At 56.8% G+C, this 13,734-nt stretch carries 12 protein-coding genes; 10 read left to right on the forward strand and 2 right to left on the reverse strand.

Features of this window, described 5'->3' with window-relative positions:
• Positions 1-17 precede the first annotated feature (17 nt).
• Positions 18-2,501 carry an ATP-dependent Clp protease ATP-binding subunit gene (locus KGZ93_07850; GenBank protein MBS3909525.1) on the reverse strand — a complete coding sequence of 828 codons (2,484 nt, stop codon included), beginning with the start codon at positions 2,499-2,501 and terminating at the stop codon, positions 18-20.
• Positions 2,502-2,871: 370 nt separating this feature from the next.
• Between KGZ93_07850 and KGZ93_07855 the strand changes: the two genes are divergently transcribed.
• The 3 genes from KGZ93_07855 to KGZ93_07865 are packed head-to-tail and all read left to right on the forward strand — an operon-like array spanning position 2,872 to position 5,248.
• Positions 2,872-4,014: a Nif3-like dinuclear metal center hexameric protein gene (locus tag KGZ93_07855; GenBank protein ID MBS3909526.1), complete on the forward strand. Its 1,143-nt coding sequence runs from the start codon at positions 2,872-2,874 to the stop codon at positions 4,012-4,014.
• 2 nt (positions 4,015-4,016) lie between these two features.
• On the forward strand, positions 4,017-4,730 hold the full coding sequence (locus tag KGZ93_07860; protein MBS3909527.1) for a hypothetical protein: 714 nt from the start codon (positions 4,017-4,019) through the stop codon (positions 4,728-4,730).
• Positions 4,731-4,735: 5 nt separating this feature from the next.
• Positions 4,736-5,248, forward strand: a complete 513-nt coding sequence (locus tag KGZ93_07865; GenBank protein ID MBS3909528.1) for a ribonuclease HI family protein — start codon at positions 4,736-4,738, stop codon at positions 5,246-5,248.
• Between the two features lie 41 nt (positions 5,249-5,289).
• Here KGZ93_07865 and KGZ93_07870 read toward each other — a convergent pair whose 3' ends face one another.
• On the reverse strand, positions 5,290-6,159 hold the full coding sequence (locus tag KGZ93_07870; protein MBS3909529.1) for a cation transporter: 870 nt from the start codon (positions 6,157-6,159) through the stop codon (positions 5,290-5,292).
• Positions 6,160-6,788: 629 nt separating this feature from the next.
• Between KGZ93_07870 and KGZ93_07875 the strand changes: the two genes are divergently transcribed.
• The 7 genes from KGZ93_07875 (at position 6,789) to KGZ93_07905 (ending at position 13,685) form a co-directional block, all read left to right on the forward strand.
• Positions 6,789-8,234, forward strand: coding sequence for a menaquinone biosynthesis decarboxylase (locus KGZ93_07875; GenBank protein ID MBS3909530.1), 1,446 nt, complete (start codon positions 6,789-6,791; stop codon positions 8,232-8,234).
• Positions 8,203-9,099, forward strand: a complete 897-nt coding sequence (gene ubiA / locus KGZ93_07880) for a putative 4-hydroxybenzoate polyprenyltransferase (protein ID MBS3909531.1) — start codon at positions 8,203-8,205, stop codon at positions 9,097-9,099. The genes KGZ93_07875 and ubiA overlap by 32 nt, the downstream gene beginning before the upstream one ends.
• 1 nt (position 9,100) lies before the next feature.
• Complete coding sequence (locus KGZ93_07885; GenBank protein ID MBS3909532.1) at positions 9,101-9,694, forward strand: UbiX family flavin prenyltransferase; 594 nt, start codon at positions 9,101-9,103, stop codon at positions 9,692-9,694.
• A 54-nt stretch (positions 9,695-9,748) separates the two neighbouring features.
• Entirely contained in the window at positions 9,749-10,849 is a 1,101-nt protein-coding gene (mqnE, locus tag KGZ93_07890; GenBank protein MBS3909533.1) for an aminofutalosine synthase MqnE, read from the forward strand.
• 69 nt (positions 10,850-10,918) lie between these two features.
• Positions 10,919-11,749: a menaquinone biosynthesis protein gene (locus tag KGZ93_07895; GenBank protein MBS3909534.1), complete on the forward strand. Its 831-nt coding sequence runs from the start codon at positions 10,919-10,921 to the stop codon at positions 11,747-11,749.
• Entirely contained in the window at positions 11,749-12,813 is a 1,065-nt protein-coding gene (mqnC, locus tag KGZ93_07900; protein MBS3909535.1) for a dehypoxanthine futalosine cyclase, read from the forward strand. The genes KGZ93_07895 and mqnC overlap by 1 nt, the downstream gene beginning before the upstream one ends.
• A 47-nt stretch (positions 12,814-12,860) precedes the next feature.
• Entirely contained in the window at positions 12,861-13,685 is an 825-nt protein-coding gene (locus KGZ93_07905; protein MBS3909536.1) for an MTAP family purine nucleoside phosphorylase, read from the forward strand.
• Positions 13,686-13,734: the final 49 nt, after the last annotated feature.

Consider the following 13,734-nt stretch of genomic DNA (forward strand, 5'->3'; position numbering starts at 1 on the left):
GTGTGTTTTACAATAGCTTAGGACTCATAGGAAACAACGTCCCCTTGTTCCTTGTTAAAGACAATCTTCCCGTCCTCGACACTCGCGACTACCACATCGCCCTCGGCGAACTCGCCTCTGAGCAACTTCGATGCCAGCGGGTTTTCAATACGCCGCTGAATCGTCCGCCTCAGCGGCCGCGCCCCTAACAACGGGTCGAAGCCTTCTTTGGCGAGGATGTCCTTGGCGTCTTCGGTCAGCTCCAGCGCTATCCGTTGCGCTTTGAGTTCGCGGCTGACGCGCTTCATCAGGATATCGACGATTAAGCGTATCTGCTCGCTCGTGAGCGGGTGGAAGACGATTATCTCATCGACGCGGTTCAAGAACTCGGGCCGGAAGTTCTTCTCAAGCTCGCGCAGTACCTGGTCTTTTATCCTTTCGAACTTCTTCTCCTCTTCGGGAACCGGCTTGAAGCCGATTGCCGGCACTTTTTTTATCAGGTGCCCGCCGATGTTCGACGTCATGATGACGATGGTGTTCTTAAAGTTCACCGTGCGCCCCTTGGCGTCGGTGATGCGCCCGTCGTCCATTATCTGCAGCAGGACGTTGAGCACATCGGGGTGCGCCTTCTCTATCTCATCGAAGAGCACGACCGAATACGGCCTGCGCCGGATTGGCTCGGTCAACTGTCCGGCCTCTTCATAGCCGACGTAGCCCGGAGGCGCGCCGATCAGGCGCGACACGGTGTGCTTCTCCATATACTCGCTCATGTCGATTCGTATCATCGACTCCGCCTCGCCGAAGAGGTGCTCGGCGAGCGCGCGCGCCAACTCGGTCTTGCCGACACCGGTCGGCCCGAGGAATATAAACGAGCCGACGGGGCGGTTCGGGTCTTTGAGGCCCGCGCGCGCCCGGCGAATCGCTTCGGAGATGGCCTCGATGGCCTCATCTTGCCCGACGACCCGCTCGTGGAGCGTCTCCTCCATCCTGAGTAGCTTCGCTTTTTCTTCCTCGACGAGCTTCTTGGCCGGAACCCCGGTCCAGCTCGATATTATCTCGGCGATGTCCTCGGTCGTGACCCCCAAATCGGCCATGCCTTTGGTCCGCTCCCAATCGCGCTCGGCCTTCTCAAGCTCTTCTTTGAGCGCCTGTTCCTTCTCGCGGAGCTTCATCGCCTTCTCGTAGTTCTCGGTCTTGACCGCGGCATCTTTCTCGCGCTGTAGAGCCTCGAGTTTTTCCTCCATGCCTTTGACGTCCACCGGCGGGACCGTCGACTGCAAGCGCACTTTGGCGCCCGCCTCGTCGATAAGGTCGATAGCCTTGTCCGGCAAGAACCTGTCCGAGATGTACTTATCGGATAGCTCGACCGCCGCGACGATAGCCTCGTCGCTGATGGAGACGCGGTGATGCGCCTCGTAGCGGTCGCGCAGCCCTTTAAGGATTTCGATAGCGTCCTCGACTGTCGGCTCGCTCACGATAATCGGCTGGAACCGTCTCTCCAGCGCCGGGTCTTTCTCGATGTGCTTGCGGTATTCGTCGAGCGTTGTCGCGCCGATGACCTGCAACTCGCCCCGCGAGAGGGCGGGCTTTATCATGTTCGACGCGTCGATTGCGCCCTCGGCCGCACCGGCGCCGGCAATCGTGTGCAACTCATCTATAAAGAGGATGATTTCGCCGCTCCGCCGCCGTATCTCATCCATCACTCTCTTCAAACGCTCCTCGAACTCGCCGCGATAGCGGGTGCCTGCGACCATGCCGGCCAAGTCGAGCGCGATGACCCGCTTACCCCGGAGCATCTCCGGGACCTGCTCGGCCTCGATTTTTTGCGCGAGCCCTTCGGCGATGGCCGTCTTGCCGACGCCCGCCTCACCGATAAGCGCCGGGTTGTTCTTGGTCCGGCGGCTCAAAATCCTTATAATGCGCTCTATCTCTTTACCACGGCCGATAACCGGGTCTAATTTACCTTCGCGGGCGAGACTGTTTAAATCGCGGCTGTACTGGTCGAGCGCGGGTGTCGTGCTTTTACCCGGCGCCTCCGCCGCCGCTTGCGGGGCCTCCGCCGATCCTGCCATATTCATTACCTCCTGTTTAGCGCGGGCGTAATCTATGCCGCGCCGTTTTATCACTTGCGCGCCGATACCTTCATCTTCCCTGATAAGTCCGAGTAGAAGGTGTTCGGCTCCGATGAATCGTTCACCGGATGAGCGTGCCTCTTCGTGGGCTAGCTCAAACGCCCGTTTGCTCCGCGGGCTAAGCGGAATCGCTTTTTCGGGCGCACCCTTACCGCGCCCGATCATGTCTTCGACTTCTTTCCGCAAGTCATCGAGATTGACCCCGAGATTCATCAAGAGCTTCGAACCCACCGGTTCCCGGCTCAAGCCCAGGACGAGGTGCTCGGTGCCGATATGGTTGAATTCAAGCCTTACCGCTTCATTGGCGGCGAGGTTGAGCGCCTCGTTCGCGCTCTCCGACAGCAACTCTAAGATGTTACCCGTAGGCTGCTTGAATATCTCCGGAAACATCCTTGAAAAATTCGGCATGCCGAACAGGCCGCCCATATCCTCAAGGGGTGAACCCGGGAATATACCGACTTCGCGTGCGCACTCCTCACAGATGTGCGCAATTTCTTTTTTGTCGCCCTTTATCTGCGTATAAGTCACAGTTGCCGGGCGCCGGCTGCATCGTTCACACAACATGGATTCAACCTCCTTTTTCTCCTAAGATGATTCTTCCCGTTCTTTTAATAAAAAATGAACGGGAACTCGTTAAATCCTATGCAATTAATTACTCGTCTCTTATCCCATTATAACAAACGGTGCAATAATATACCGTGGGCTTGGTTGTCTGTTAAACAAGCTAACCAGCTACTCAACCCGCCCCCATTGTGCTACCATGATTCTACTACTAGTGGGGGTGGTAAATTTGGCGATTGTCTCGCAAGTAACCGGCATAATCAACAGTATCGCGCCGGCGTATCTCAAGTCCGACCAGGATAGGGTCGGCTTACAAGTCGGCAGTTCGCGATCGTCGGTCAACAGGGTACTGGTCACACTCGAAGTCACCGAAGAAGTCGTCAAGGAAGCGAAAGCGAAGGGCACGCAACTCATAATCTCGCACCACCCGCTGATATTTCAAAACCTCGAGCGCGTTATCGCCGACGACCATATCGGCGGAATCATCACCGAGCTTTTGCAAGCCGGCATATCGGTATTTGCGGCGCATACCAATCTCGACCGGACCCGCGACGGTGTTAGCGATGTCTTGGCGCGCGTGCTCGGTCTCCAGGACATAGGGGTGCTCCTGCAGGCGCGCGATATCCAGATGTACAAAATCGCGGTCTTCGTCCCGCGCGAGAACGTGGACGATTTGATATCGGCGATGGGAGACGCGGGCAGCGGCGTCATAGGGGAATACAGTCACTGTACGTTTCGAACCGAGGGGACGGGCACCTTCTACCCGATGCTCGGAGCGCACCCGTACCTTGGAGAGGTCAGCGAATTGAACGAGGTCGACGAGTACCGGCTGGAGATGCTGGTAAGCCCCGACCGCGTAGACCGAGTCATAGCCGCTATGCTCGAGGTGCACCCGTATGAGGAGGTCGCCTACGACCTCTACGAGGTAAAAACGCCGCCGCCGGGGGTGGGTTTCGGGCGCATCGGTAATATGCTAAAGGAGCGCTCGCTCCGCGATTGCACCGAGCACTGGAGCGACCAGCTCGATTGCGAACTGCGGGTCTCGGGCGATTTGGATATAATGGTGAGAAGGGTAGCGGTCTGCGGAGGCAGCGGCGGCGAGCTTATCGGCGTCGCGAAAGCCGCAGGCGCCGACGTCTTTATCACCGGGGATATTAAGCACCATGCGGCGCATGCCGCTAAAGCGATGGGGTTGGCTCTCGTAGATGCCGGCCATGCCGAAACCGAGCGGCTTATCGTCCCCGAGCTGGCAAAAGAGTTGCAAAGGCGTTTATATGAGTCGGGCATGAACGTGGAGGTAGTGGTCTCCGAGATAGACACCAGCCCATGGAACAAGGACTGATTATGGACGATTACAAGACCCTGGCCGAACTACAGGAAATCGACTCACACATCGACGCGCTCGATTACCGCGAGGCCAACCTGGCCGAGCGCGATACTTATCTCGCGTTAAGAGACGAGGTCGCAAAGGTAGAGGCGCTCTACGCCAATGTCGCGAAGAAGTTGCGCGAGGAGGCCGCGCTTCTCAAGAAGCACGAGGATGTCCTGGAAGGCCTTAACGCAAAAATCGCCAAGGAGGAGAAGCGCCTTTATAGCGGAACAGTGACCATCCCCAAGGAGCTTGCAAGCATCCAGCGGGAGCTGGCGCATCTCAAAGTCCAAGCCGACAACACCGAGCTGGAGCTTCTTGAGCAGAGCGAGGTCGTGGACGGTTCCAAATCCGATGACAAGGCGATTAGCGAGCGGTTGCAAAAGCGCACTGCTGAGCGAGATGCCGCGCGGCGGCGAATGGAGGATGAGCTGGCGCGGATAGCGGGTGAGCGCGACGGCTGGAGGGCGAAGCGCGAGCCGGTCTACACCGCGCTCAGTGAGGACGCGCGCCGTCTATATGATAAGGTCAGACTGAAACACCGGGTTGCCGTGACCGTCCTCGCGGGCGAGATTTGCCAGGGGTGCCGGGTCGATTTGCCGAGCACCGAAGCCGACCACATACACGAATCGACGGCGCTCGAGCGCTGCTCCAACTGCGGCAGAATTTTTGTGAAACCTACGGAATGATAGATATGGTGAGCGCAAACACAGCGAAACTCGTACTCCATACCGACGGCGCGGCCAGGGGTAACCCCGGGCCGGCGGGCGCGGGTGGCGAGATTCGAAACGCCGACGGCAAACTTCTCGCCGAGGTATCCGAATATCTGGGTGAGGCGACCAACAATGTCGCCGAGTATAAAGCCCTTATCCTGACGCTCGAGCGCGCCCTGCTCTTCAACCCGAAGGAGATCGAGGTTCGCGCCGATAGCGAGCTTCTCGTCAAACAGCTTCGCGGTGAATACAAAGTCAAAAACGAGGGGCTAAAACCGCTCCATAAACGCATAAAAATACTCGCCGCCGATGTTAAAAAGTTCGAGGTCAGACACGTCTACCGCAGCGAGAACGCGCACGCGGACGAACTCGCGAACATGGCCATCGACGCGTATCAAAGCGGCGACCCGACATTCGGAAGGGGACAGGGGCGTGACTCGAATACGCAACGCGCGGCAAACCTAGACGAATTCGAGCAGGAGAGCCTCTTCTAGCAAAAGAGCCTCTTCTAGCAGACCTCGTCCCATAGCTACCTCTAGTCCTTGTACGGCTCGACATGGACGAGAACATCGGTTATCTCCGGATAACACCTTCGAATCTCCGCTTCGACCACATCTGAGATATCGTGCGCTTTGTCTATGCTAAGCTTCGGGTCGACCAGCACATGGAGGTCGAGGTATATCTCGCTTCTTCTGCCGCGGGTACGGATAGCGTGACTGTCCCGTACCCCCGCGATGTGCAAGACCACGCCGCGTATCTCATCGTACTCGATGGCCGATGCGTCACACAGCACGTTCGAGGTCTCTTTCAGTATCGAGACGGCCATAAAACCGATGACCCCCGCGATAATGAGCGCCACGATGACATCGACAATCGGAAAGCCCAGTCGCACCGCTATCAGGCTGCCGATAACCGAGATCGATACGAAGATATCGCTTCTCGTGTGGAGTGCGTCGGAGACCAACAACTCGCTAGAGAGCGCCTTGCCCTTGCGGTGCTCGTAGGTGGTGACGACGATGTTGACGGCTATGGTCACAGCCATGATGATAAAGCTTAATGTGGTGATGTCGGGCTCGGCGCCGGTAAAGAGCCGTCGATAGGATGCGATAAGTATTTGCACCGCGGTGATGGAGAGCAGGACGCCGATGCCGAGCGAGGCAATCGTCTCGAATTTCGTGTGGCCGTAAGGATGGTCGGGGTCGGCCGGTTTCGATGCGATATATATGCCGATTAACCCGATGATATTGGAGGTCCCATCGAAGAGCGAGTGAAAGCCGTCGGCGAGCATGCTGACCGAGTGGGTGTAATAGCCGTAGAACCCTTTGGCCGCCGCTACCAGCAAGTTTAGAATCAAAACAAATATCAGGGTGTTTCTTATGTTTGCGTACCGCGAGTCGTATTGCAAGACAGCCTATCCTCCATCAAGGTTCGAACGCCCCTCTCGATGCCGACCTGGACGTTTCGCTGTTGGTAAGCCGACCATCAGCGGGGCAATCATATTTTATGCCATTGCCGGTTCTTCTTCAAGCAAGCCCCAAGTCATCCCTTTTTAATCGCGCAACAACCGATTTCGTCACGCGGTTCGCGCCGGGCGAGCTTAGTGGAGGCATGGGCTTAGTGGAGGCATGGGTGGGCCGTCGATATTGCGCGAGCCGATGGAGATATCGCTGCCGGGGAAGTGGAAGGTCAAAAAAAAGACAAAATAAAGAACCCCAAGAAACCTCGCTTGAGATTATTCCTTACTTGTGAAGTTCCCGTTTCGTACTTCTCGGCAGACAATTACTCGTTCTGGTCTCACGACCATAATCTTTCGTCTCTTGCCTTAAAGCCGCTCCTGGTACGTTCACTTTCTTGAACGCCTCTCGTTCAGCCCCTTGGGGTCTATTACCAGAATATCAAATGGTTTCGAAGTTGTCAACGATATTTTAGAAGATTTTTAATGTTTGGCGTTCGGTGGTAACTGTAATAAATTGCAACAAGCCATAAGCAAAAGGTATAATCATTTACTAATAAATGAGAGGTGGACACAGGATTATGGTATATAAAGACCTGAGAGATTTCATAAAGTATCTTGAGAGTAAGGGGCAGCTCAAGCGGGTCAAGGCCGAAGTAGACCCCGACCTCGAAATCACCGAGATAACCGACCGCATCAGCAAGGCATATGGACCGGCCCTCCTCTTTGAAAATCCCAAAGGCTTCAGCATGCCTGTTTTGATGAACGCATTCGGTTCTTACGAGCGCATGAGCTGGGCTCTTGGCGTAAATAAGCTCGACGAGGTCCCGCGGAAACTCGCCGAGCTTCTGCCCGACGGCGAGCCGGGCAACTTCTGGCAAAAATTATCGATGCTCTTCAAGCTCAAAAATATCGCCGACTACAAACCGAAGGAGGTCAAGAACGCCCCTTGTCAGGAAGTGGTCTTAACCGAGAATTTCTCGCTCAACGATATGCCGGTACTCAAGTGTTGGCCCCAGGACGGCGGCAAATTTATCACGCTACCGCTGGTTATCACCAAAGACCCCGATAGCGGCAGGCAAAACCTAGGTATGTATCGGATGCAGGTATTCGACGACACGACCACGGGGATGCATTGGCACGAGCACCACGACGGCGCCCAATATTATCGCAAGTGTCAGCGACAGGGCCGGCCGATCGAGGTAGCGGTCGCGCTCGGGGGCGACCCGGCGACGATATATTCGGCGACCGCGCCGCTCCCGCCCCAGCTGGAGGAGTTATTCTTCGCCGGGATAATCCGCCGTCAAGCCGTCGAAGTCGTAAAAGCGAAGACCGTTGACTTGATGGTCCCGGCGCGCGCCGAGATTATCCTCGAAGGCTACGTCGACCACGAGGAGACGCGCTGGGAAGGTCCCTTCGGCGACCACACCGGCTACTACTCGCTCGCCGATTACTACCCGGTCTTCCACGTAAAGTGCATCACCATGCGCGAGGACCCCATCTACCCGGCGACCATCGTCGGCAAGCCGCCGATGGAGGACTGCTATATGGGCAAGGCTACCGAGCGCATATTCTTGCCGATGCTCAAGACGGCGCTGCCCGAGATAGTCGACCTCAACCTGCCGCTCGAAGGTGTTTTCCATAATTGCGCCATCATCTCTATAAAGAAGAGCTATCCGGCGCACGCGTTCAAAGCTATGAGCGCGATATGGGGGCTCGGGCAGATGATGTTCACCAAGATGATAATCGTCGTCGACGAGCGCGTCGACGCGCAGAATATGTCGGAAGTCTTGTGGAAGGTATTTAACAATGTCGACCCGGCTCGTGATATTATGATTGTGAAGGGCCCCCTCGACGCGCTCGACCACTCATCGAACACACCGAGGTTCGGGTCGAAGATGGGTATCGACGCGACCAAGAAGTGGCCGGAAGAGGGGCATACCCGCGAGTGGCCGGATGACATCGTGATGGACGAAGCCACCCGCAAGATGGTAGATGAAAAATGGAAGGAATACGGTCTTGGGTAAGCTTAAGGTCGTCCTTGAGATGATCAAGTTCGAACATACTATCTTCGCCCTGCCCTTCGCCTACATGGGCATGGTGCTTGCGGCGAACGGGCTCCCGAGCATCGCGGAGATATTTTGGATTACCGTTGCGATGGTCGGAGCGCGTAGTTTCGCCATGGCGATAAACCGCTATATCGATAGAGAGATAGATGCGCGCAACCCGCGTACCGAGGATCGCGCGATACCCGCCGGCAAGCTCAACAACAACTATGTGCTGGTGTTTAGCGCCGTTAGCCTGATCGTCTTTTTTGTCGCTACCTACCAGCTCGCCCCGCTGGCCCGTCTCGTCTGGCCGGCTATCGTCTTTCCCTTCTTGATTTATTCTTACACGAAGCGGTTTACCTGGCTGAGTCATGTAGTCCTGGGCGTAAGCCTCGGTCTTGCGCCCATCGCCGCCTGGATAGCTATAACCAACGGCCTTAGCTGGCCCGTCGTAGTCTTAGGCGCGGCGGTGACCTTGTGGGTGGCCGGTTTCGACATCATCTATGCGTGCCAGGATATCGATTTCGACCGCAAAGATAAGCTCTTCTCGATTCCGGCGGTCTTTGGAGTTAAAAAAGCGCTCCTTGTGACCAGGACTTTTCATGTGCTGACGGTGTGCCTGCTCTTTACCGTTGGTGTCGCGTTCGACTTGGGCGTGGTCTACTATATCGGGGTGGCGATAACGGCGCTGCTCTTGGCGTACGAAAACCGGATGGTCAAAGAGGATGATCTATCCAAGGTTAATGTGGCTTTTTTCACGATAAACGGCTTCATAAGCCTGCAGATTTTCGCCTTTACCGGCCTCGACTTCGCCGCGCGATATTTGATTAAGGGGATGGCGTAGTTTGGAACACGTCGTCGCCGTAACCGGAGCCAGCGGTAGTATCTACGGGGTGCGCCTCGTCGAGACGCTCATCGAGCGCGGCCACCAGGTATCACTTATAATCTCCGAGCCCGGAAAGTTGGTCCTCGCCCACGAGTGCGATTACTATTTCGACGATGAACAGGTGGTCTCCGTCTTTGCCGGGAAGCTCGGCATTCCCGAGGCCGAGAGCCTCCTTAAATACTATAGCAACGACGATTTTATGGCGCCGGTCTGCAGCGGCTCGCACCGCACCGCCGGCATGGTCATAATACCGTGCAGCATGGCGACGCTCGGCGCGGTCGCAAACGGGCTCTCATCCAACCTTATCGAGCGCACCGCCGATGTCATGCTCAAGGAGTCGCGGCGCTTGATTCTGGTGCCGAGGGAGACCCCGTTAAGCAGGATACACTTGAAGAATCTTTTGGCCGCCGAAGAGGCGGGAGCCAAGATAGTCCCGCCCATGCCGGCGTTCTACCATAAACCCGCGACCGTCAGCGACATGGTCGATTTTGTCGTCGGCAAAGTTCTCGACCAGCTCGAGGTAGAGCACGAGCTTTTTAAGAGGTGGGAGTAGGGTCGTCGAGCAGGTAGAATTGATTCCAAAACTTGAACCAACTCGGAGGTAAACATGTCGATAGTGAGCGCGGACATCAACATAAAGGAGATCGAAGAAAAGGTATTCTCCGGCGAGCGGCTTTCGCGCGAAGACGGTATCGCACTATATAACTGCAATGATATCCTCACCCTGGGGCGGCTCGCGCGCTATGTCAAAGAGCAGAAAACCGGCAATTACGCCTACTTCAACGTCAATCGCCACATCAACCTGACGAACGTGTGCGTTTCACGCTGCAAGTTCTGTGCGTTCAGCGCCGACAAGGGTGATGCGCACGCGTATACGATGACGCTAGATGAGGCGCTCGGGCGCGCGCTCGAAGCACCGGCTCTTGGCGCCACCGAGCTTCACATCGTCAGCGGGCTCCACCCGGACCTTCCCTTCGACTACTATCTCGAAGTAATCAGCGAGTGCGGGAAAGCCTTGCCCGATATACATATCCAGGCGTTTACGGCGGTCGAGATAGACTACTTCGCCCAGATAACGGGCCTTAGCATCCGCGAGGTGCTCCAGAAGCTAAAAGACGCGGGCCTGGGCTCGATGCCCGGCGGGGGAGCCGAGATATTCAGCGGACGAGTGCGCGGCCTTACCTGCGAGAAGAAAGCGAGCGGCGAGGAGTGGCTCGAGGTCATGAGAACCGCCCACGGGCTCGGTCTCAAATCCAACGCGACGATGCTCTACGGGCATGTCGAGACGATAGAGGAGCGCGTCGACCACCTGATAACACTCCGTGAGCTCCAGGATGAGACGGGCGGTTTCCAGAGCTTCATCCCGCTCCCATTTCACCCGGACAACACCGCGCTTACCGGTATCAGCAGGACGACCGCGTTCGATGAGATCAAGACCTTCGCGGTCGCGCGGCTCATGCTCGACAATTTCGACCACGTCAAAGCGTTCTGGATAATGGTCGGCTTGAAGCTGGCGCAGCTCTCGCTTGACTTCGGCGTCGACGACCTCGACGGCACGGTCGTTGAGGAGAAGATAACCAAATCCGCCGGCGCTCAAACGGGCGAGTCGATTGAAAAAGACGAGCTTATCGACCTTATTAAAGACGCCGGGCGTACGCCGGTCGAACGCGACACGCTCTACAACGTTTTAAAGGTCTACGAGGATTAGCGCGACCGGCATTACCGTTAGCGGCATTACCGCTGTAAAAAGCGCCAAACATACCTGGAGGAATCGTAATTGCTTAGACCACGAGTCGGCCATATCCAGTTTATAAACTGCCTGCCGCTCTACTATGGCCTCGTCCAAAATAACGTTTTGCTCGATGTAGAGCTTGTCAAGGGCACGCCGACCGAACTCAATAAATGGTTGCTCGAAGGCAAGCTCGATATCAGCCCGATATCCTCTATCGAGTACTGCCGCAACTACAAAGACCTGATGCTCATGCCGAACCTGGCGGTCGCCGCCGACGGCGAGGTAAAGAGCATCCTTTTCATAAGCAAGGTCCCCATCGAGGAGATGGACGGCCGCCTGGTGGCGCTGACCAACACCTCGGCTACCTCGCAGACGCTTACGCGCATCATCCTTCGCGACAAATATGGCCTGTCACCGAAGTATTTCTCGTGCCCGCCCGATTTGTCCGAGATGTTGATGGAGGCCGACGGCGCGTTGCTCATAGGCGACCACGCTTTGCGCGTGCTCCACGAGCCGCCCCAAGACCTCTACCTATACGATCTCGGCAAAGAATGGAAAGAGTTGACGGGCAGGCGGATGGTCTTCGCGGTATGGGCGGCGCGGCGCATCTTCGCCGCCGAAAACCCCGACCTGGTAAAAGAGATTTACGAGGGGTTTATGAAATCGATGGCATACAGTATCGAGAAGGTCGACGAGATAGCGGTTGCGGTGTCGCGCTGGGAAAATTTCGAAGCGGACTTCTTGAGGGACTACTTCGCAAGCCTAAGGTTCGACCTCGACGCCCCATACCGGGAAGACCTGCTCGCTTACGCCACTCGCGCGTATGAACTCGGCTTCATCCAGGAGATACCGAAGCTCGAGTTCGTGGAGGTATAATGGACCGGCAATCGATACTCGACGAGGTGCTCGCCGGCAGGCGCTTGACCGAAGAAGAAGCGCTATACCTGCTAAACGAGGGAGACTTGCTCGCGGTCGGCGCGGCCGCCGACAGCGTGCGGGAGCGGCTCTTCGGAGAGACCGTCACCTTTATCATCGACCGCAACATCAACTACTCGAACATCTGCACCAGCAAGTGCAAGTTCTGCGCGTTCTACCGAGACAAAGACGACGCGGGCGCCTACCTCTTGAGCAAGGATGCGATATTCAAGAAAATCGAAGAGACGATAGCGCTGGAGGGTACGCAGATTATGATGCAGGGCGGGCTCCACCCCGACCTTACCATCGACTACTTCGAAGACCTTTTTCGCGGCATAAAAGAGCGTTTCGACATAGTTGTCCACTCGCTCGGCGCGCCCGAGGTCGCCTATATCGCCGACATATCCGGCATCAGCGTCGACGAAGCACTGCGGCGCTTGAGAGACGCCGGCCTCGATTCGCTCCCCGGCGCGGGCGCCGAGATTCTCGTCGACCACTACCGCAACGCGGTCAGCCCGAACAAGGTCTCAGCCGAACGCTGGCTCGATGTCATGCGCAGGGCGCACGAAAACGGTATCGAGAGCACGGCGACGATGATGATGGGCGGCCCCGAAGCCGTAGAGGATCGCATCGAGCATATGAGCAAGGTCCGGCGTCTCCAAGATGAGACCGGCGGCTTCCGCGCGTTTATCTCGTGGACCTACCAGCCGGGGATGACCGAGCTGGGCGGCAGCGTAGTCTCATCGCGCCATTACCTGAAAACACTGGCGGTCGCGCGCCTCTTCTTAGATAATATTAAGCATATCCAGGGTTCATGGGTGACCCAAGGCGCGGACATCGGGCAGCTCAGCCTCTCGTTCGGCGCCGACGACCTGGGGAGCATCATGATAGAGGAGAACGTGGTACGCGCGACCGGCCTAGCCTATAAGATGACGAAAGAAGAGATGGTGCGTCTCATCAAAGCGACCGGCAAGCAGGCGGCACGCCGCAACACCGTATACGAAATTGTCGAGAGGTTTGATTGAAGCCCCTTCTTAAGGAAGAGGACTAGAAAAGGATGGACAATACGCTTATGTCGACACAGATTCCAACGGCGGGGTTCGCCATCATCGGCGGCTCCAGCACATTTTCGATAAAGTTCCCCGGGGCGCTCGGTGAGCCGGATATCGAGGTCTTAGAAGAAGGTCTCGTCTTTGAGACGCCTTTTGGGGAGAGCCCACCGTTTACGCTCTTCAAACTCAACGATAAAGCCGTGCTCACCTGCAAGATGCACGGTTGGCGGCGGGGTGTGACGCGAGCGGCTTCGTCACGGCAGATATTTTGGGTCTTCCGCGAGGCCGGTGTTGGGCGCATTCTGGTCGAAGGCGGCGTCGGCGCCGTCAACCACCTGCTCAACCCGCGCGATATCGTTTTGCCCACCGATTATATCGATAACTCGATGAGAAAGGCCGTTAACATCGGTTCCGATTACCTCCTGGTCATGCGAAAAGCCATCTGCCCCGAACTTCACGCGAACTTAGCCGAAGCCGCCGCAAAACATGCGCCGGCGAGGCTTTTCGAGCGCGGCATCTACGCCAACACCGACGGGCGTCACTTCGAGAGCCCGGCGGAGGTCGCCGTGTTGAAACAGTGGGGAGCCGACGTCGTCGGGCAGAGCATCTGCCCCGAGGTATACTTGGCGCGCGAGATAGGCGCCTGTTACGCGGGTATGTACTTGGTGGTAAACTACGCCGAAGGGGTCGTCCGGGATTGGACGCACGAAGAGCTGGCGGACATCTTTTACGGTGAGTCGGAGATGGTAGGCAAGACTTTGCTCGATGCCCTTCGCGACACAGACGCGACGGCGGCTTGTGAGTGCGTGAGCTTGCGGAAACACACCCTCCTAAAGGAAGATTAGCCGAAGAATTATTTCCTAGGGACGCGCGAAATTCTAGCGCGGCGGGCGC

This window comes from Actinomycetota bacterium (genome assembly GCA_018333515.1).
GTDB lineage: Bacteria > Actinomycetota > Aquicultoria > Aquicultorales > Aquicultoraceae > Aquicultor.